The following is a 19,125-nucleotide window of genomic DNA, read 5'->3' on the forward strand; positions in this document are numbered from 1 at the left end:
GGTGACAAGCTGAAACGGGAAAAGAAAAATATGACATTATTTTGACTTAATTTACGCCAACCCTGCCGTTGATAACCATTTAATTAATTAAAATCAATGCATTATTACTCTTTATCATAAACACATTTTGTTACCTGAAAAAATAACACGGGTTCCAGCGAAGGCGCGGCCTGATGCAAGGCTCGCCTTGTCAGGTGATCTGCAATCGGACATCACCTATAATCGGCCACCCACTAATCAGCGGGCGGCATAGCAGGAGAACAACGTGGAACAGTTTGACGTAATCATCATTGGCGCAGGCGCAGCTGGGTTATTTTGCGCGGCACAGGCAGGCCAGAAAGGGCTGCGTGCACTACTGGTGGACAACGGCAAAAAACCGGGCCGCAAAATTCTGATGTCCGGTGGTGGACGTTGCAACTTTACCAATCTGTACGCCGAACCTGCGGCTTACCTGTCGCATAATCCGCACTTTTGCAAATCCGCCCTTGCCCGTTACACCCAGTGGGATTTCATCAGTCTGGTAACCCGCCATGGCATCGCGTATCACGAAAAAACCCTTGGCCAGCTATTTTGCGACGATTCTGCGCAACATATTGTCGATATGCTGATGAAAGAGTGCGAAGCCGGTAAGGTGACGCTGCGCCTGCGCAGCGAGGTTGTCTCGGTGGAAAAAAACGCGCAGTTTCAGGTGCAGCTCAGCACCGGGCCAGTGCAGGCGCGCGCGCTGGTCATCGCCACCGGCGGACTATCGATGCCGGGATTAGGCGCTACACCGTTCGGTTATCAACTGGCGGCACAGTTTGACCTCAATGTGTTGCCAACCCGCGCCGCACTGGTACCGTTCACCCTGCACAAGCCGCTGCTGGAACAGTTACAGGCGCTTTCAGGCGTGTCGGTGCCAGCGGTAGTGAGCGCTGAAAACGGCACCATATTCCGCGAAAACATTCTGTTCACTCACCGCGGCCTGTCCGGCCCGGCGATTCTGCAACTGTCCAGCTACTGGCAACCGGGGGAATTCGTCACCATCAATCTGTTGCCTACGATTGATCTGGCTGAGTGTCTTAATGCCGAGCGTCAGGCACACCCGAACCAGAACCTGAAAAACACGTTGTCGAAGTGGTTGCCGAAGCGGCTGGTAGAATGTCTGCAAACATTAGGGCAGTTGCCGGATGTCACACTGAAACAACTTAATAAGCCGCAGCAAATCGAGGTAGAAACCACACTGCAACAGTGGCGGGTTCAGCCTAATGGTACCGAAGGCTACCGCACCGCGGAAGTGACGCTCGGCGGCGTTGATACCCGCGAACTGTCGTCAAAAACAATGGAAACCAGCAAGGTGCCGGGTCTTTACTTCATCGGCGAAGTGGTGGATGTCACCGGTTGGCTAGGCGGCTACAATTTTCAATGGGCCTGGAGTTCCGCCTGGGCGTGCGCGCAGGCATTGGATAATTGAGTCATGGGTTAGGGTTAATTCGCCCCTCCTGATTTGAGCATCTGGGCAGTAGCCTGAGCCTCAATCGTTAATTTTATATTCTTTCATTTTCCGCCAGAGTGTCGTTGGGCTGATACCAAGAATGACAGAGGCTTTTATTCGATCACCATCAGTTTTCTTTATTATATGACAAATCAGTTTTTCCTCTTGTTTCTTTAATAAACCCACCTCTTCCGATCCTGCATCTTCAGTAAAATCATGCGTATCGGAAAGTGTAATTTTACTTATATTACGCAAAATATTTTCATCAACAACATCAACATTAATCAAAACGATTAGTCTGTATATTATTGCCTGTAATTCCCGAATGTTTCCTGGCCACGAATAATTACTCATGAAATCTACAGCATCATCAGTGAATGTGAGATTTTTACCCTGTCGGGATAGCAGATCATGAATAATCAGCATTACATCATCAGATCTTTCATGTAAGGCAGGCAATCTTAATTCAAGGATATTAATTCGATAGTATAAATCCTGCCTGAAGTCCCCGGATTTCACCAGCTCACTCAAATCCTTATTGCTGGCAGTGATCAGTCGAAAATCAGCCGCAATCAACGAGTCACCACCAAGGCGGGTAAACGTCTTTTCCTGCAATACTCGTAATAACTTCACTTGTACTGATAGCGGCGCTTCACTAATTTCATCGATAAAGACAGTACCATTCATCGCCATTTCAAAGACACCGGGTTTTCCTCCCTTTCGGGCATTGGTAAATGCACCCTCTGCATAACCAAACAACTCGCTCTCAAGAATACTTTCAGGAATTGCTGCGCAATTGATGGCAATAAAAGGCTCCGCACATCTGGCGCTGGCATTATGAATGCTCTGTGCGAATAACTCCTTACCGGTTCCCGTGTCGCCAAAAATATTAACAGGTAAATCGTGATGAGCATAAAGCTTTGCTCTTTCAATCGTTTTAGAGATAGCGTTTGATTTTCCTATAATATCGGAGAAAGAATAAGTAGCCGCAAACCCTTTAAGGTTACTCTTCTTATTACTACGCAAGTTAATCCACAGCGAATTATCTTGTTTAAACCCGGTTATCACACTATAAAAGCTTTGCTTATTTGAGAAGTGCTTAATAGTGATATGTATAATATCCCCATCAATTTCCATGACCAGATCTTTAACATCAACTTCATTGATTATACTGCCAAAAATATCTTTGAAAGCGTCTTTTTTAAAAATCTTATCACCAGGATTGCACTGAAATAATTCACTCCCTTTTTCATTTATACTAATAATCTCTCCAGTCTGATCGATACACATAATAGCTTCACGAGACTGGTTTAAAGCTGAATAACTCATTGAGAGCTTTTCATTTTCTTTATTTATATATTTTAAAAGATTAAACGCTTCATTAAGCGCCTGCTCAATAGAGACATTATCGGTATCTCCCATCACGACATTAAGGTTGTACTTTTTAGCCATCTCTGCAACGGCCAGTCCACCAATCACCAGCTGATAATCATTATCTGCGAGACTTTTTACAACACTTTCAATATCGTAATGATTATATACCTGACATATTTTAAATTCTTCATTAGTCATATTCTGATAATGTCTAAGGACATTGCAGAATTGCGGAAACCCTACAGCAGCAATTTTCTGAGATTTATTTTTAGCTTCCTGAATGATACGATAAATGCCATAGATATCATGTGCTATTTCAACGACGGGAATGTTCACACTACTTCTTAGCAATGCTGCGGTCCCGCCACGACTAATAATAATCTTTGTTCCCCATTGGATAAGCTCAAGCGCCTTTTCCACAACATCAAGGTAATTAAATTCGTACAAAGGAATATCCAGCTCTCTTTCGATCAACACGTTTGAAATTCTTTGAGTAATCGTCTTTGAAACTGAAAAAATAACGATATCATTATTTTTCATATATCCACCAACCGTTATACCACACAATATGCATAATAATTATATAACTAAGTTATTTTTTATCAATAATATAAATCACGTACACTATTCTGCATATCCTGTATCCGGATGGATGATAAAAAAAGGCTCTATGCAGAGTATACACAGAGCCTTTTTTGTCATCAGCTAATGCTGATCATCAACGAAAACTAGAAGCTATAACGACGATAAACAATCTGACCATTACAGATGGTTGCGCAGTTATCAATATAATGGTCGCCGACGATTTTCTTGCCTTTTGTATCTTCAAATGTGATCTTCTGCTTGCACAGCTTAGCGATGGCGATATCCGCAAACGCGCCAGGTTGTAATGTACCGATACGGCCTTGCATGTTCATCAGGCGTGCAGGCGTCACCGTTACAGCACGAATCACATCAAACAAAGACATCCCCATATTGAGATATTTCGACATGACGAAAAGCAGGCTGTATACCTTGTCGGTACGCAGACTGTTTCTCAGTGTTAAATCGGTACTGATGATATCGGGATAGAAACCTTGTTCCATCGCGTTGCCAGCAACATTAAAATCAAAATGCGCCACGCCGTTTGAACAGTCAAAAATAACGCCTCTGTCTTTCGCTTCTTTAATGCCCTGATAGAGATCTCCATTTTTATCGAGAATGGCGTTCCCCGTGCCGTGAAAGCAGTGAGCATAAATGTCGTTAGTTTGGAAATGGCTAATCAGCTCATCTGCCGACAGCAACGAATCTGTGACGTGTACACAAATCGAGGTATCAAGCTGCCGTGCCAGCGCGACTGATGCAAAGAACGGATCGCTGGCGTAGTTTTTTCCTCTGGCGATATCCTGACTATAACGTAATTTTAGACCCAGAATATTTTCTTTATTCTCCGCCAGCGTTTGCGCAATTTTTTCTACGTTATAGTTAGCGGGGTTGGTATTTTCAAGATACCCGGTAGCACCACCGCCCAATGTTGAAAGACCGACATTAACCACATTCAGGTAACTTTTTATTTTCACCATGGATGTGTTAATGACGGTATTGCGAAAAACGGGGTAATTAACCCAACCACTGCTTCCCGCATCCACCACACTGGTTACGCCGTTGGGTAAACAGATAACATCGGGGTTGACACTGATTGCTGTCCCACCATGGAAAACATGCAAATGGAAATCAATCAGCCCCGGCATCACAATACAGCCGGCTGCATCAATAACCGTTTCGACCTCAGAAATATCAGCTTGATTAAGATCGACGATCCGGTTGCCAATGATGCCAATATCACGACTAACGTAATCATCATTATCGGTATCAACAACCCGTCCATTTTTAATCAGAATATTCAGCGGTAAATATCGTCGATAAATTCAACGCCTTTTTCGTCTAATGATTTTTTCACCCATGCACGACTTGCTGCGCCGTTCTTAGCGGCTTCGACTTTGCTGGCATCAAATTTTGCATATTCCTTTGCTTTTTCCAGTAATGCAGCGGCATCACCCAAAGGGACGACAATAACGCCATCCGCATCGCCGACAATCAGGTCGCCAGGACATACCGCAACACCGCCGACCGCAATCGGCGTATTGACTTCGCCGGGACCTTCTTTAAAAGGACCCGCCGGGTTGGAGCCCGTGGCATAAAGAGGGAAATCCAGTACTGAAAGGGCATCGATATCCCGGATTGGGCCATCCAGCACAATACCGGCGATTTTTTTGGTGTAATGGGCATAGGCCACCATAATTTCGCCCATTAATGCACGAGAACGGTCGCCTTCATTTGACACCACAATCACATCATTTTCGCTAGCCATATCCAGTGCGGCGTGCAACATTAAATTATCGCCAGCACGCGCTTTTACCGTAATGGCGTAGCCCGCCATAATCGGCTTTTTGGGAGAAGATATGCGCTTAATACCATTTCCCAGTACGGCAATTCGGTTCATCGTATCCGCGATATTCGCAGCCGGAAGTTGTTCATACTGTTTCAGTAATTCAACGTCAAATGCCGGGCGTTGAGTAAAAACACGATTACCAATAGACATGATGTTCTCCTTAAAAACCCGGCACTGGCCAGGATGGTTTTTTACCTGACAGCACTTCATCAATGCCGATGGCGGAATGCAGCGACGCACGATCAGTCGCTTCTTTGGTTGCCGCACCGATATGCGGACCAATAACGATATTGTTTAATTGGAAAATAGGGTCGTTCGGGTCGAAGGGTTCTTTTTTCAACACATCAACACCCGCGCCTGCAATTACATTGCTGGTTAACGCGTGATACAACGCTTTTTCATCCACGAGTTTGCCCCGTGCCGTATTGATGAAATAAGCCGTCGGCTTCATCATTGAGAATTGTTTTTCACCAATAAAGTCCATGGTTTCTACGGTTGTCGGGCAGTGCAGAGAGACAAAATCGCTTTCTTTAAAAATACGGTCGAAATCGTCGGTCAGCTCAACGCCTTCAGGAACCTGGTCCTGGTTTTTATACGGATCATAAGCAATGACTTTCATATTGAAGCCATGTAACGCCTTAATTGCCACGCGTGAGCCAATATTACCTACACCAATTAAACCCAGCGTTTTTTCATCTAATTCGACTTTCGGCGTACGCAGTTTTGCCCAGTAATAATCTTCAAGCATTTTTTCTTCAACCAGCTTGAAATTACGCGAGCAATGCAACATATAAAATATTGCCAGTTCGGCTACAGACATACTATTGGCGAGCGGTGCATTTAATACCACGACTCCATGGCGTTTCGCAGACTCTAAATCTACGGTGTCGTAGCCTGCGCCATGACGCACCACGACTTTCAATTTTTTCGCCGCCTCAAATACACGGTCGGACATTTTAGATAAACGGACAATAATGCCGTCACAATCCGGGATATCACGGATAATATCTTCTTCTTCCATCCCGGAACCTGTGATTAACTCATAACCACGACTTTCCAGATATTCTCTTCCTTCTTGCATAATTTCTTGAGGAAGCAAAATTTTGTACGCCATTTAACTATCTCCAGTATTAATTACCCTCCTATAAATGCACGTCGTATGCCAGAACCATCCACACTCGCCCTTACACTCACAATACATTGATATTTAAAGCCATTTAAAAAATGTTGTTTTCTTGTTGTTGATTATCCTGGTGATATGAATCACGTTTCTGATTACTCTGCAAACTCACTGCATTTAAATATGAAAACAATGAATTTCATTTTGAAATGACTAATTTAACCGGCGTCACAAAGCATGGTCGTACATTTATTTATTGATTGACTGTGACTGATTGTTTGATGGTTCTATTGGAGAGATAAAGCATTCAATGCTTATTTGGGGGATGTAGATAGAGAGTGGGTAATCGATATGGAATGAATAAATGTTTTTATCCACCTTATTTCAGGACAACAGCATTTGCACCATGTACTCAGCAAGGCACCGCAGAACGTTGCCCATCTTCCTGATAACCGCTATCAGGTCAGTATCAGCGACGCAAGTGATGCGAGGTTCAGCGTAGTACACCAACAACAAAGCCGCCCGAAGGCGGCCATTGTTGCGCGTGATAACGATAAACCGGTTATCAGTTATAGAGTTCAGCCACACCACGCAGTTGATTATCGCTGCCGGTCGCAGAGATGATACGGAACGATTTAGCGCCAGCGGCATTCGCTTTTTCAGACAGGTTGGCCTGCAGACCATCCAGCGTATTGGCAGTCGCGCTGACGGTGCCGATGGACTGACTGGCAGACTGCTGAACTTCTGTTGCGGCGAAAGTGCCGAAAGAAACGGTAGTCAGGGTGATAACTGCAACAATATTTTTGATAGCGTTCATGGTCAATATCCTTCACGTTGAATTCGGTTTATTTCTTTACTGAAAGCGTCTTCGCTTTCGATGGAAGTGATAATAGACCTGTTAACTCAGTGTTAAAATCAAGTTTATTTGCAGATATTATTCAAAATAAATGAAATAAAACCACCCTATTGTTTACTACCTTTTCCTCCTGCTTCTCCCGCGGGTTTACTGTGACAAACACATCCACTGCGTGTTGGTGCACGAACTCAGTTTGCCGTTGTCAGCCACCGGATGTGCCGACCTGCATCTGTCGCCAGTAGGCGCCTGGTCGCTCGCCTGCCCTTTATCCGGGTGCGCCAGCAGATATTCCGTCACAATTCGACGGATTTCCGCCCGTTGTGCCTCGGTAAATTCATGGCTGTCATCCACCGGATAAGGCGCTACCGCCAGCACACCTAATGGCAACATCAGTAACAGTCCACCTGCTGCCAGCACGTTTACTTTCATGATTGCCTCCTCCTCTTGCAACGACCCGCTATGGCAGGCTCACTTCACCGATGAAATGGGCCTGCCGCACAGCGTATCTGAGCCATATCACGGTCCCCTGCCGGCCCCATTCGTCTTCGGTTACCGCCGCACCATTCGGGGACACGCAGTCAGGCTACTCGCCGGGCGGTAAATTTGTCGTAAAAGCCGTTTGTCCCAGTATAAAAATTCTGTATAGGGAATAAAAAAATAAATATCAATTTGATTATTAAATAAAAAAACCACACCACCAACGATCAGAGCCGCTATGTTGGCAGGCAAATTCCCGTCAATACAGGCATGATGAACAACCATGCATGAACAACTACTGCATGAACGACAGTACATGACCAACGGCGATTAACAGGAGACGACGATGATGGCCGAGACCTTACACGGCAAACCGTTGCAGCAATGGTTCCACGACTTTCCGCTGCTGGCTCTGCTGGTGAATCGCCAGCCGGTGTGTTGGTTCAACCCAGCGGCAACTTCCGTAAATGACGCGCTGAGTGACGTGCCGTTAACCGCTGCCAACGTGGCCGACGCCAGTCAGCGTTTGCAACGTTTCGCCCCCTTGCTGCAACAGGCTTTTCCGGAGCTGGAAGCCAGCAACGGCATCATCGAATCAGAGCTGGTGCCCGTGCCGGCATTTGCCGCTACCATCGCCCAACAGGCCGGGCTGGAAGCGCCGCCGTCAGTTTTACTGAAGTTGGACAGTCACTTGCCGGTAGCAGGTTCGGTCAAAGCACGCGGCGGCATTTACGAGGTGTTGTACCATGCCGAACAGCTGGCGTTGCGCCACGGTCTGCTGCGGGAAAGCGATGATTATCGCCGCCTGCTGGATGACGACTGCCAACAGTGCTTGCGCCGTCACAAGATAGCGGTCGGCTCTACCGGCAATCTGGGCATGTCGATCGGCATTGCCAGCGCCCGGCTGGGGTTTGATACCACCGTACATATGTCCGCCGACGCCCGACAGTGGAAGAAAGACCGGCTGCGTACGCACGGCGTGCGGGTGGTGGAGTACGATGGCGATTACGGTCAGGCGGTGGCGCAAGGCCGCCGGGAAGCGCTGTCCGACCTACTGTGCCACTTTATCGACGATGAAAACTCCACCTCGCTGTTTCTTGGTTACGCCGTAGCAGGCGAACGGCTGAAAGCACAGTTTGCCGAGCAGGGCCGGGCAGTGGATGCCGATCACCCGTTGTTCGTCTACCTGCCGTGCGGCGTCGGCGGTGCACCCGGCGGCATTAGCTTCGGGCTGAAACTGGCATTTGGCGATCACGTGCACTGCATTTTCGCCGAACCGACCGAATCCCCCTGCATGTTGATGGGCGTCTACACCGGCTTGCATGATCAATTAGCGGTGCAGGACTTTGGTATCAGTAACCGCACCACGGCGGACGGTCTGGCGGTTGGCCGTCCTTCCGGCTTTGTCGGCAAAGCCATGCAGCGACTGATTGATGGTTACTACACGCTGACGGATGAGGACATGCTGGCGCTGTTGCATGTGATGCACGACACCCAGCACATTCTGCTGGAACCGTCCGCACTGGCGGGCGCGCCGGGCTTTCTGCGGCTGCTGCAGGAAGAGCAGGGCTACCGCCAACGCGCCCCGTTGACGCCACAGCGTTGTCTGCAAGGTACCCATGTCATCTGGGCTACCGGCGGCGGCATGGTGCCGGAAGACGAGATGACTCGCTATCTGCAAGCTGGCGTCGCCAGCCGCCAATCGCTACACAGGTAAGGAAACAACCCCTGATGCTTATCGATTTTACGCCAGCGGATTATCCGCGCCTGACTCGCTGGATAGAGAGTGACGAACTGAATCTGCTGTGGGGCGGACCCACTTATTCGTTTCCACTCACGACCGCACAGATTACCAATCATCTTGCTAACCCACAGTTTGTCCCTTATCTGTTCAAACATCAGCGCAACATTGTGGGATTTATCGAGTTGTATCAGGTAGAACCACACCACAGCCGCTTGTGTCGGGTGTTTATCGACCCAGCCTTCCGTGGGGTTGGGCTGGCGCAAGCGATGTTAAAGGCCGCCATCCAACGGGCGGCGCAACAATTTGGGGCGCATACCATTTCGTTGTCGGTATTTAGCCATAACCACAGCGCGATGCGCTGTTATCAGTCGCTTGACTTTCACATCGCTGCCGTCGCACCGTTTGGTGATAAGGGGCTGGAATTAACGACTATGCGTCTGATACTTTCATGCACCTGAAGCTGTAATACCTCAGCTTTTCGACGTTTCAGTTAATGTACTGTCATCCCAGATTAATCGGTAAAACCAAAGATATTTTCCCACCACCGCCTTGTTTACAGACTGAAAAAAAACCCCTCGCTTCTTACATAGAAAAAATATTCTTCCCGTCGCCACCATCGCTTAACCTTGGCAGTAGCCAAAAGACATTACTGAGGATTAATTATGTTATTGACACGCAAGCGCGTTGCCGGGTTGTTGTTATCGACCCTACCCTGGGCAGGGGCACAGGCGGAAACCGTCCCGACAAGCTGGGCGCTGGAAAAAGTGGTGGAGGTCAGCCGCCATGGTGTGCGACCACCGACTGAAGGCAATGTCAGAACGATTCAGGCAGGTACCAGTCGCAACTGGCCGACCTGGCTGACAAATTACGGTGAACTGACTGGTCACGGTTATGCGGCGGCAGTATTAAAAGGACAGTATGAAGGGCGCTATCTACGCCAGCACGCGCTACTTCAACAACGCTGCCCAAAGCCCGGCGATGTGTTCGTCTGGGCCAGCCCGCTGCAACGCACACGGGAAACCGCTATGGCGTTGATGGATGGTGTCTTCCCCGGCTGTGGCGTTGCCATTCACGGCCCGGAAAGCGAAGAGAGTGATCCGCTGTTCCATGCCGAAACGGCTGGCGTATCGATTGATCAGGAGCGGGTAAAAGCCGACCTGCAAAAAGCGATGCAGGGCAAAAATGCCGCGCAGATCCAGGCGGAATGGCAGCCGTCGATTGACCGCCTGAAACGCGCGGTCTGCCTGCCAGATAAATCCTGCCCGGCATTCAGCACGACCTGGGAAGTGAAGGAAAGCAAAAGAGGGACCATCTCGCTGCACGGTCCCAAGGCGCTAGCCAACATCGTGGAAACCATCGTGCTGGCCTACAGCAACAATAATCCGCTCAGTCAGGTGGCATTCGGTAACGTCAGAACCGCCGCTGAGGTCGCCGAACTGATGCCGCTGCTAACCGCTAGCTATGACTTCACTAACGACTTACCCTACGTAGCTCGTCGCGGCAGTTCGGTGTTGATGAACCAGATAGCGCTGGCGCTCAACCCGAAGCATCAGGCAGATGACCCGCCCGATGCCAAATGGCTGTTATACGTAGCCCACGATACCAATATCGCCAGACTACGCGCCATGATGGGCTTCACCTGGCAGATGGGAGATTACCCGCGCGGTAATATTCCACCGGCTGGTAGTCTGGTTTTCGAACGCTGGCGCAACCTGCGGTCTGATCAACGCTTCATACGCATCTACTTTCAGGCGCAATCACTGGATCAGATTCGCGGGCTGACCGTGCTGGATAATGAAAATCCGCCGCTGCGCAGTGAATTTTCAATGGAAGGCTGTCAGAAAACCGAGGTCGGCACCCTGTGCCCATACGATGCCGTCATGGCGCGTCTTAACGGGTCGGTAGATCGCACCGCGTTGTTGCGGGTGCGCTACACGATGTAATTTTACGGCCATCACGGGCGGGTCGCGTCCGTGATTAGCGAGGCACCGGCCATCACCACCAGAATCGCCAACTGATGCGCACGGCGCGACGTCAACATGCCGTTTCTCCGTTCTGTTTCTATCATTGCTTATCGGGCCGATTATTATACTGGATATCAACATCACCTTCGGATAGTAACATCAACGCCGATGCCTGCGCTGATGACCGCCATCACCTGATGATTGAAAATTTATCTGTTTATCAAACAAATAAAACAACGCGCTGACATTGGAACGATTTTTTAATTGTCTTAAGTCTCTCTTAATGCTCTCCCGCTAGCATGACTCTATCGCATCCTCAGGTGCCGCCTTAACGACTGTCAACGCGCCATACAGGAGTAAGACATGAGTTTTTATCAGCAACTACAATCAGCAACGTCAACATCGCAACAACTGTTGATGTCGGCTCCGGTGATTAACGCCTGCCGTCAGGGGACAATTACAGGGGACATGTACATCGCCTTCCTGATACAGATTTACCATCACGTTAGTTATAGCGTGCCGCTATTAATGGCTGCGAGCGGGCGCGTGCCCCAGCATCAGGAGTGGGTACGTCAGGCAATTGTGCGGTACATTGACGCCGAGTACGGCTATAAGGCATCGCTCCTCGACACCATTCGCGCCTGTGGCGTTGAAACGGATACCTGGCGTCAGCGCGCGTCCGCTCAGTGGATAGAGTTAATGGCAGCCTATTTTTACGACCAGATCCAACGCGGCAATCCGATGAGTATTTTCGGCCTGATGCATGTATTAGAGAGCATTCATATGCATATCGCTCCCAACATCGCCGGGCAAGTTGCAACCGAACAGTCATCCGACGCCACGCACCAGCCGCATTCACCAGATCACTCAGATCAGACTCTGCCCCCTTGCTGCGCGGAACTGATGGATAACATCAACGATGTAGCCGATCAGGCTGCCATTATTCACGCCGCTCACGTGGTGTATCGGCTGTACGGCGATATGCTGCACAGCTTCACGGAGCACTAAGTTATGAAGCTCGAAAATAAACGTATTCTACTGACCGGTGCCAGCAGCGATCTGGGCCAGGAACTGGCGCTGGCGCTGGCTGCAAGAGGTGCCAGACTCTATTTGGTTGGCCGTAACGAACAGGCATTGCTGGCGTTGCAGCGCAGGCTGCCTGACGCCAATCACCATAATATTCTGCTGGCGGATCTCTTCGACGAACAGGATCGTGACGCACTGGCCGAATGTTTTCCGGACAACGCCAGACTGGACGTGCTGATTAATAACGCGGCGCTTTCAACGTTCAGTCTGTTTGAGGATCAGAGCCACGAGACTATCCATCAACAGCTTTTGCTGAATGCCGAAGCACCGATCCTGTTGACTCATGCTCTGCTCGATAGCATCAATGCGCCCGGCATCATTATGAATATCGGTTCTACGTTGGGCGGCATCGGTTATCCGGGATACAGCGTATATTGCGCCAGCCAGTTTGCCTTGCGCGGATTTAGTGAAGCGCTGCACCGCGAATTGTCACACAAAAGAATTAAAGTACTGCATTTGGCACCCAGAGCCATCAAAACCAACGACAGTAACTCAGCAATAAACATTCTGACTCAGGAGTTGGGTTATCGTAGTGACAGCCCGTCCCAGGTAGCGGAACACGCGGTGAATGTACTGGAGCGGGAAAGCGTACGTCGGTGGCTGGGGTGGCCGGAAAAGTTGTTCGTTCGGCTCAATGCTCTGCTGCCTGCTGTGGTGGATAATGCTATCAAACGTCAGTTAGCCGTTATCCAGCGTTATGTAGCGTCGCAGAAGAATAGATAAATCAGCATGATAAACCGTCGATAATGTTACTGCTCGGTGGGCTACTGATAGCAGTTGTGGCCCATGCCAGCGATATATCGATGGATATCCACCGACAATGGCTGCTCTGCCAGTACAAAACGCTGGCAACCCAGAAAGCACCCTGTATCGGCACGCTAAGCCAGCAGTCGCAGGCTTAACTGAAAATTATCAGGCGTAGTCATGTCGTTTTTTTCACCTTTTATTCGCTTACCCAGATTAAAAAGCCTAATAATTTCATGATAAATTTGATTATTTTCTCACCTAATCGAAAATACCCCAAAAAGCAGCAATAATATAAATTAATGAAAAAAAATAAAAAACAAACAACAAGATAATAAATAAAACCAAAAAAAATCTGGCAAAAAAATGGGGAGTAAGACATTAAAATTTCGAAGAAATAACACTGTAATCAGAATTTGACATGAACATATCTGAAAAGCGAAAGAACCGGTTAAAAAAACACCACGCCAGACGATAGAAACAAAAAAACTCGCTATCTGTAAGATGCGAGTTTTATGTCACGGCAATCGGGATTTTACCGCTCTAAAAATGGTCGGTGAGAGAGGATTCGAACCTCCGACCCCTTCGTCCCGAACGAAGTGCGCTACCAGGCTGCGCCACTCACCGAATGCGGGGCGCATATTACTGCGCGCCTACCATAGCGTCAATCCCTTTTTCATCAAAGCCAATAGGTTGATGACAAAGTATCCGACGCCGCGATGAAATATCGTGATAGCCCATCAGCTCTCCCTGACCACCTCAGCTATGGCCTGATAAATTCTGACGTATACCTGTCATGATTTCACCCCTTGTTCGTTGAGCCATGTCAGTTGCCGAACAATCTCAGGATGGTGCAGAAAGTCCCGAATACGCTGCGCTCGTCGGACGCCAATACCGGAAAACTGCTGCCATTGTGCAACTGAGCGCTGCTGTAATTGTTCAAGCGATACGCCATCCAGCACGTGTCGAGCGCTGGATGGCACCGGCAACCCTAACGCCAGCAACCAGTGTCGCAATGGCTGGCGGCGCGCCTGCTGAAACTGGCGATAAATCCGCTCCACCTGTCGTTCACCGAAATCACCAGCCGTCGCCAGTTGAGCTGGCTCAAGCGCCAGCCATGACACCACGTCAACCACCGCACCACGCTGGATCAGGCGCTGCCAGGTGGCTTCATTGATGCCATTAAGTGATAAGCCATTGCGCCCACTCATCCATACCAGTCGGGCCAAAAACTGTGGCTGGCACTCCCGGCTCCATCGCAAGCAACTGAAAACATCAAAATGTGACATGTCCGGTACGGTTATCGCTTCACGTACAGCACCACGCCACACCACAGCATCTAACCGGGGAATACCCAGCCCCGCCAGACTGACGCTGACCCTATCCCCCGGCAGCACATCCCATTGCCGCCAACGTGATACCGAACCAAGATTGACCCTGCTGACGGTTTTATCATCCAGCATGACTGGTTGCAGTTGCAGCAGCACAGTCATTCTGCCTGTGCGTCCAATCTCAACATCAACACCGGTGACCTCCGTTACCCGGTTCACCAGCGGATATTTCCAGGCGATAGCCCACTCCGCTGGCGTATCATGCCAGTAACGCCCGGCAGGCTCACGCGCCTGACGCACGACCACGCCATCAGTCACGAACGGCAACGGCGCACGATACCAGCGCTCACGCCACTGCGTCGCCGCTTCCAGCGAGGAAACAGGCTGCGTGTAATCGGCGGTCAGCCCAAACCCCAGTTCCCGTAATGCTGCAAGCCTCGTCGGCATGTCCACAGGACCATCCGGCCAGGCCCAGATAAATATGCCAATGCGCGGCAGCAGCGGCGACGGCTGTTTCCGCCGCATTTCACCCGCCACCTGAGATCTCGCGTTGATACCGCCGGACTGCTGCTGACGGTGCCCCTCCACAGGTAGATACAACTCCCCCTGAAGAACCAGTCGGCCAGACATACCGGAGAATTGCTTTGGCACCGCATTTATCTGACGTACTTTGTCGGTCCAGTCCTCGCCCTGACGCCCATTGCCACGACTGATTGCTCTCACCAGTTTTCCCTGTTCGTACACCAGCGTCACCGCCACCCCATCTATCTTGGGTTGTATCCACAGATCATGATGTTGTGCAATCCACTGTTTCAGTTCGGTTGGTTCCGACAATTTTTTCAAGCCGGTATGCGCCACTGGATGCGGTTGTTTGCCGGTTGACGGCAAGCTGAGCGCAAAACGCCCGCCATCCACCTGAAAACAGACTTGCCAGGTCGCCAGCGTTTGACGCAACTGATCGTAAACCTGATCATCCACCGGACTCTGGCCCTGTTCATAATACGCGTTGTCCCACTGCGTAAGTTGCTTCCCCAGTTGGGTTATCTCCTGTTCAGCCCGTGCTGATGACCATGCCGGACAAGACGCCGCTTCGGTCAGTCCGCTCGCCATAAGCAACCCCACAGCAGCCAGCGCATATCGATATTGCATCGTCTTTCCTCCCTGAGCGAAAACCCAGGCATTAATGCGCAGACAAGAAGGAAATACGAGCACGAACATCAGGGAATACGATACGCGCCGCACAGCATCGCGCCGGTTGCAGCAACCGAGATAAAAGCAGGAAAGCGCTTCGCAAAGCAGAAAGAAACGGGATGACAGATAACAGGCAGAGCGTCAGGCTGTATTTCATCACGCGACGACCCACACAACGGCGTGTATAATACGGGAAAATGCGCGACTGGCCGCACTCTCCTATCTTTTTCATCAGACACAGAATTCACTATGGCTCAAGGTACGTTGTACATTGTTTCCGCCCCCAGCGGTGCAGGAAAATCCAGTTTAATTCAGGCCTTGCTGAAAACGCAGCCGCTGTATGACACCCAGGTTTCCATTTCACACACGACCCGCGCCATGCGCCCCGGAGAAGTACACGGCGAACACTACTTCTTCGTACCGGTAGATGAATTCAAGCAAATGATCGAAGAGGGCGATTTTTTGGAATATGCCGAAGTTTTCGGCAATTATTACGGTACGTCCCGTGCGGCTATCGAACAAGTACTCTCCACCGGCGTTGATGTTTTTCTGGACATCGACTGGCAGGGCGCCCGCCAGATTCGTGAACGTATGCCGCAAGCGCGCAGTATCTTTATATTGCCGCCATCTCAGGAAGAACTGGAACGGCGCTTGCGCGGGCGCGGCCAGGACAGTGAAGAGGTTATCGCCCGCCGGATGAAACAGGCGGTGGCGGAAATGAGCCATTACGCCGAATACGATTATCTGATTGTGAATGATGATTTCGATCTGGCATTGTTGGATCTGAAAACCATTATTCGCGCCGAACGTCTGCGCTTGAGTCGTCAGAAAGTTCGACATGACGCTTTAATCACCAAACTATTGGCAGACTGACGGCACTTTCAGTATGATGCCCAGTCATTTTATTTCCCCACTGGAGTACACACTATGGCACGCGTAACTGTTCAGGACGCTGTAGAAAAAATTGGTAACCGTTTTGACCTGGTGTTGGTCGCAGCTCGTCGCGCCCGTCAGATCCAGGTGGGTGGCAAAGAGCCGCTGGTTCCGGAAGAAAACGACAAATACACCGTTATCGCCCTGCGCGAAATCGAAGAGGGTTTGATCAACAATCAGATTCTGGATACTCGTGACCGCCAGGAACAGCAGGAGCAGGAAGCAGCAGAAATTCAAGCAGTTACTGCTATCGCTGAAGGTCGTCGTTAATTCGCATCTGGTCGAGAGTCGCCCTTGTATCTGTTTGAAAGCCTCAATCTGCTGATTCAGCGTTATCTGCCGGAAGACCAGATAGCGCGCCTCAAGCAGGCTTATCTCGTTGCACGTGATGCTCACGAGGGCCAGACTCGCTCCAGCGGTGAGCCTTATATCACCCATCCTGTTGCGGTGGCCGGCATTCTGGCTGAAATGCGTCTCGACTACGAAACGTTGATGGCCGCCTTGCTGCATGATGTCATCGAAGATACACCCACCACCTATCAGGATATAGAACAGCTGTTCGGCAAGAGCGTGGCTGAACTGGTGGAAGGCGTTTCCAAGCTGGATAAGCTGAAATTCCGCGATAAGAAAGAGGCCCAGGCAGAAAACTTCCGCAAAATGATCATGGCGATGGTGCAGGATATCCGCGTCATTTTGATCAAACTGGCTGACCGCACCCACAACATGCGTACGCTGGGTTCATTACGCCCGGACAAGCGCCGGCGTATCGCCAGAGAAACGCTGGAAATCTATAGCCCGCTTGCTCACCGTCTCGGTATTCATCACCTGAAAACTGAACTGGAAGAGCTGGGGTTTGAAGCGCTTTATCCCAACCGCTACCGGGTCATTAAAGAGGTCGTGAAGGCCGCCCGTGGCAACCGCAAAGAGATGATTCAAAAAATCCTCTCCGAGATTGAAGGGCGCCTGAAAGAAGCCGGCATCAGCTGTCGCGTTAGTGGCCGCGAAAAGCATCTGTACTCCATTTATTGCAAGATGCATCTGAAAGAACAGCGTTTCCACTCGATTATGGATATCTATGCCTTTCGGGTGATTGTCCGGGAAGTGGATACCTGTTATCGCGTGCTGGGGCAGGTACACAGCCTGTACAAACCGCGCCCTGGCCGTATGAAAGATTATATTGCCATTCCCAAGGCTAACGGCTATCAGTCGCTCCATACGTCCCTTATCGGCCCGCACGGTGTGCCGGTTGAAGTCCAAATCCGTACTGAGGACATGGACCAGATGGCAGAAATGGGGGTGGCTGCGCACTGGGCTTACAAAGAGGGCGAAAGCAGTACCACCACGGCGCAGGTACGCGCCCAACGCTGGATGCAAAGCCTGCTGGAACTACAGCAAAGCGCCGGTAGCTCGTTCGAATTCATCGAAAGCGTCAAATCCGATCTGTTTCCAGACGAAATTTACGTATTCACGCCAGAAGGCCGCATCGTCGAACTGCCTGCCGGAGCAACGCCGGTGGACTTTGCTTATGCGGTGCATACCGATATCGGTCACGCCTGTGTCGGCGCCCGCGTTGACCGCCAGCCGTACCCGCTGTCTCAGGCGCTGTCCAGCGGACAAACCATCGAAATTATTACCGCACCGGGTGCCAGACCTAACGCCGCCTGGCTCAACTTCGTGGTCAGCTCTAAAGCGCGCGCCAAAATTCGCCAGATGCTGAAAAACCTCAAGCGTGACGATTCCGTCAGCCTGGGGCGTCGTCTGATTAACCACGCATTGGGAAGTGGCCGTAAACTGTCTGACATTCCGGAACCGAATATTCAGCGAGAGCTGGATCGTATGAAGCTCGCCTCACTGGATGACCTGCTGGCTGAAATTGGTCTGGGCAACGCCATGAGCGTGGTGGTGGCGCGCAACCTGCTGGAAGAACACGCCGAAACCGGTGCTGACGGCATCCGCAAATTGCCTATCAAGGGCGCTGACGGTGTCTTAATCACCTTCGCCAAATGCTGTCGCCCGATCCCCGGCGACCCAATCATCGCGCATGTCAGCCCCGGCAAAGGGCTGGTGATTCATCATGAGTCCTGCCGCAATATCCGTGGCTACCAAAAAGAACCGGAAAAATTCATGGCGGTAGAGTGGGATGAAGTGACCGAGCAGGAGTTCATGACGGAGATCAAGGTCGATATGTTCAACCATCAAGGGGCATTGGCCAACCTGACGGCGGCTATCAGCTCATCAAACTCCAATATTCAGAGTATCAACACCGAAGAACGGGATGGCCGGGTGTACAGCGCCTTTATTCGCCTCACCACACGCGACCGTATCCATCTTGCGAATATTATGCGCAAGATCCGCGTAATGCCGGACGTGATTAAAGTGAACCGTAACCGAAATTAGCCT

18 protein-coding genes and 1 tRNA gene are annotated in these 19,125 nt (G+C 50.1%); 10 read left to right on the forward strand and 9 right to left on the reverse strand.

Annotated elements, in window-relative coordinates:
- The first annotated feature begins 265 nt into the window (after nucleotides 1–265).
- Nucleotides 266–1,453 (forward strand): NAD(P)/FAD-dependent oxidoreductase, encoded by a 1,188-nt coding sequence (locus tag Dpoa2040_RS11595; protein WP_168641337.1) that lies wholly within the window; start codon nucleotides 266–268, stop codon nucleotides 1,451–1,453.
- A 60-nt stretch (nucleotides 1,454–1,513) separates the two neighbouring features.
- Here the strand turns inward: Dpoa2040_RS11595 and Dpoa2040_RS11600 are convergent, their stop codons facing one another.
- The 6 genes from Dpoa2040_RS11600 to Dpoa2040_RS11625 all read right to left on the reverse strand — a co-directional run bounded on the left by Dpoa2040_RS11600 (nucleotide 1,514) and on the right by Dpoa2040_RS11625 (nucleotide 7,684).
- Entirely contained in the window at nucleotides 1,514–3,388 is a 1,875-nt protein-coding gene (locus Dpoa2040_RS11600; protein WP_168641338.1) for a sigma 54-interacting transcriptional regulator, read from the reverse strand.
- A gap of 188 nt (nucleotides 3,389–3,576) precedes the next feature.
- Nucleotides 3,577–4,755, reverse strand: a complete 1,179-nt coding sequence (locus Dpoa2040_RS11605; protein ID WP_371810648.1) for a metallo-dependent hydrolase — start codon at nucleotides 4,753–4,755, stop codon at nucleotides 3,577–3,579.
- On the reverse strand, nucleotides 4,731–5,429 hold the full coding sequence (locus Dpoa2040_RS11610; RefSeq protein WP_042867583.1) for an RraA family protein: 699 nt from the start codon (nucleotides 5,427–5,429) through the stop codon (nucleotides 4,731–4,733). The genes Dpoa2040_RS11605 and Dpoa2040_RS11610 overlap by 25 nt, the downstream gene beginning before the upstream one ends.
- A 10-nt stretch (nucleotides 5,430–5,439) precedes the next feature.
- Entirely contained in the window at nucleotides 5,440–6,393 is a 954-nt protein-coding gene (locus Dpoa2040_RS11615) for a hydroxyacid dehydrogenase (protein ID WP_168641339.1), read from the reverse strand.
- A gap of 571 nt (nucleotides 6,394–6,964) precedes the next feature.
- Nucleotides 6,965–7,216: a DUF1471 domain-containing protein gene (locus tag Dpoa2040_RS11620; RefSeq protein WP_168641340.1), complete on the reverse strand. Its 252-nt coding sequence runs from the start codon at nucleotides 7,214–7,216 to the stop codon at nucleotides 6,965–6,967.
- 186 nt (nucleotides 7,217–7,402) lie between these two features.
- Complete coding sequence (locus Dpoa2040_RS11625; RefSeq protein WP_168641341.1) at nucleotides 7,403–7,684, reverse strand: hypothetical protein; 282 nt, start codon at nucleotides 7,682–7,684, stop codon at nucleotides 7,403–7,405.
- A gap of 394 nt (nucleotides 7,685–8,078) precedes the next feature.
- Between Dpoa2040_RS11625 and Dpoa2040_RS11630 the strand changes: the two genes are divergently transcribed.
- From Dpoa2040_RS11630 to Dpoa2040_RS11655, 6 genes are all read left to right on the forward strand, one after another.
- Nucleotides 8,079–9,449 carry a D-serine ammonia-lyase gene (locus Dpoa2040_RS11630; RefSeq protein WP_168641342.1) on the forward strand — a complete coding sequence of 457 codons (1,371 nt, stop codon included), beginning with the start codon at nucleotides 8,079–8,081 and terminating at the stop codon, nucleotides 9,447–9,449.
- Between the two features lie 14 nt (nucleotides 9,450–9,463).
- Complete coding sequence (locus Dpoa2040_RS11635; RefSeq protein ID WP_246867292.1) at nucleotides 9,464–9,934, forward strand: GNAT family N-acetyltransferase; 471 nt, start codon at nucleotides 9,464–9,466, stop codon at nucleotides 9,932–9,934.
- Nucleotides 9,935–10,138: 204 nt separating this feature from the next.
- On the forward strand, nucleotides 10,139–11,419 hold the full coding sequence (locus tag Dpoa2040_RS11640) for a histidine-type phosphatase (protein ID WP_168641343.1): 1,281 nt from the start codon (nucleotides 10,139–10,141) through the stop codon (nucleotides 11,417–11,419).
- A 384-nt stretch (nucleotides 11,420–11,803) separates the two neighbouring features.
- Nucleotides 11,804–12,448 carry an iron-containing redox enzyme family protein gene (locus Dpoa2040_RS11645; RefSeq protein ID WP_168641344.1) on the forward strand — a complete coding sequence of 215 codons (645 nt, stop codon included), beginning with the start codon at nucleotides 11,804–11,806 and terminating at the stop codon, nucleotides 12,446–12,448.
- Nucleotides 12,449–12,451: 3 nt separating this feature from the next.
- Nucleotides 12,452–13,249, forward strand: coding sequence for an SDR family oxidoreductase (locus tag Dpoa2040_RS11650; RefSeq protein WP_042867566.1), 798 nt, complete (start codon nucleotides 12,452–12,454; stop codon nucleotides 13,247–13,249).
- A 23-nt stretch (nucleotides 13,250–13,272) separates the two neighbouring features.
- Entirely contained in the window at nucleotides 13,273–13,428 is a 156-nt protein-coding gene (locus tag Dpoa2040_RS11655; protein ID WP_168641345.1) for a hypothetical protein, read from the forward strand.
- 392 nt (nucleotides 13,429–13,820) lie between these two features.
- Here the strand turns inward: Dpoa2040_RS11655 and Dpoa2040_RS11660 are convergent.
- The 3 genes from Dpoa2040_RS11660 to Dpoa2040_RS11670 form a co-directional block, all read right to left on the reverse strand.
- Nucleotides 13,821–13,897 (reverse strand) — tRNA-Pro (locus Dpoa2040_RS11660).
- Nucleotides 13,898–14,064: 167 nt separating this feature from the next.
- Nucleotides 14,065–15,750, reverse strand: a complete 1,686-nt coding sequence (ligB, locus tag Dpoa2040_RS11665; RefSeq protein ID WP_168641346.1) for an NAD-dependent DNA ligase LigB — start codon at nucleotides 15,748–15,750, stop codon at nucleotides 14,065–14,067.
- A 31-nt stretch (nucleotides 15,751–15,781) separates the two neighbouring features.
- Nucleotides 15,782–16,024, reverse strand: coding sequence for a hypothetical protein (locus tag Dpoa2040_RS11670; RefSeq protein ID WP_168641347.1), 243 nt, complete (start codon nucleotides 16,022–16,024; stop codon nucleotides 15,782–15,784).
- A gap of 17 nt (nucleotides 16,025–16,041) precedes the next feature.
- On the opposite strand from Dpoa2040_RS11670, the gene gmk reads away from it, so the two are divergent.
- From gmk to spoT, 3 genes are read left to right on the forward strand one after another with little or no spacing between them, the layout of a single operon-like run.
- Nucleotides 16,042–16,665 carry a guanylate kinase gene (gene gmk, locus Dpoa2040_RS11675; protein WP_042867562.1) on the forward strand — a complete coding sequence of 208 codons (624 nt, stop codon included), beginning with the start codon at nucleotides 16,042–16,044 and terminating at the stop codon, nucleotides 16,663–16,665.
- Between the two features lie 54 nt (nucleotides 16,666–16,719).
- Nucleotides 16,720–16,995 carry a DNA-directed RNA polymerase subunit omega gene (gene rpoZ, locus Dpoa2040_RS11680; RefSeq protein ID WP_042867559.1) on the forward strand — a complete coding sequence of 92 codons (276 nt, stop codon included), beginning with the start codon at nucleotides 16,720–16,722 and terminating at the stop codon, nucleotides 16,993–16,995.
- Between the two features lie 24 nt (nucleotides 16,996–17,019).
- Complete coding sequence (spoT, locus tag Dpoa2040_RS11685; RefSeq protein WP_146410925.1) at nucleotides 17,020–19,122, forward strand: bifunctional GTP diphosphokinase/guanosine-3',5'-bis pyrophosphate 3'-pyrophosphohydrolase; 2,103 nt, start codon at nucleotides 17,020–17,022, stop codon at nucleotides 19,120–19,122.
- The last annotated feature ends 3 nt before the right edge of the window (nucleotides 19,123–19,125 follow it).

The organism is Dickeya sp. CFBP 2040 (assembly GCF_012273755.1).
Classification (GTDB): domain Bacteria; phylum Pseudomonadota; class Gammaproteobacteria; order Enterobacterales; family Enterobacteriaceae; genus Dickeya; species Dickeya poaceiphila.

Excerpts from the sequence above, each read along its gene's own strand:
- Dpoa2040_RS11600 (WP_168641338.1), bottom strand. The coding sequence starts at position 3,388 with ATGAAAAATAATGATATCGTTATTTTTTCAGTTTCAAAGACGATTACT.
- Dpoa2040_RS11610 (WP_042867583.1), bottom strand. The coding sequence starts at position 5,429 with ATGTCTATTGGTAATCGTGTTTTTACTCAACGCCCGGCATTTGACGTT.
- Dpoa2040_RS11615 (WP_168641339.1), bottom strand. The coding sequence starts at position 6,393 with ATGGCGTACAAAATTTTGCTTCCTCAAGAAATTATGCAAGAAGGAAGA.
- Dpoa2040_RS11620 (WP_168641340.1), bottom strand. The coding sequence starts at position 7,216 with ATGAACGCTATCAAAAATATTGTTGCAGTTATCACCCTGACTACCGTT.
- Dpoa2040_RS11625 (WP_168641341.1), bottom strand. The coding sequence starts at position 7,684 with ATGAAAGTAAACGTGCTGGCAGCAGGTGGACTGTTACTGATGTTGCCA.
- Dpoa2040_RS11630 (WP_168641342.1), top strand. The coding sequence starts at position 8,079 with ATGATGGCCGAGACCTTACACGGCAAACCGTTGCAGCAATGGTTCCAC.
- Dpoa2040_RS11635 (WP_246867292.1), top strand. The coding sequence starts at position 9,464 with ATGCTTATCGATTTTACGCCAGCGGATTATCCGCGCCTGACTCGCTGG.
- Dpoa2040_RS11640 (WP_168641343.1), top strand. The coding sequence starts at position 10,139 with ATGTTATTGACACGCAAGCGCGTTGCCGGGTTGTTGTTATCGACCCTA.
- Dpoa2040_RS11645 (WP_168641344.1), top strand. The coding sequence starts at position 11,804 with ATGAGTTTTTATCAGCAACTACAATCAGCAACGTCAACATCGCAACAA.
- Dpoa2040_RS11650 (WP_042867566.1), top strand. The coding sequence starts at position 12,452 with ATGAAGCTCGAAAATAAACGTATTCTACTGACCGGTGCCAGCAGCGAT.
- Dpoa2040_RS11655 (WP_168641345.1), top strand. The coding sequence starts at position 13,273 with ATGTTACTGCTCGGTGGGCTACTGATAGCAGTTGTGGCCCATGCCAGC.
- ligB (WP_168641346.1), bottom strand. The coding sequence starts at position 15,750 with ATGCAATATCGATATGCGCTGGCTGCTGTGGGGTTGCTTATGGCGAGC.
- Dpoa2040_RS11670 (WP_168641347.1), bottom strand. The coding sequence starts at position 16,024 with ATGAAAAAGATAGGAGAGTGCGGCCAGTCGCGCATTTTCCCGTATTAT.
- gmk (WP_042867562.1), top strand. The coding sequence starts at position 16,042 with ATGGCTCAAGGTACGTTGTACATTGTTTCCGCCCCCAGCGGTGCAGGA.
- rpoZ (WP_042867559.1), top strand. The coding sequence starts at position 16,720 with ATGGCACGCGTAACTGTTCAGGACGCTGTAGAAAAAATTGGTAACCGT.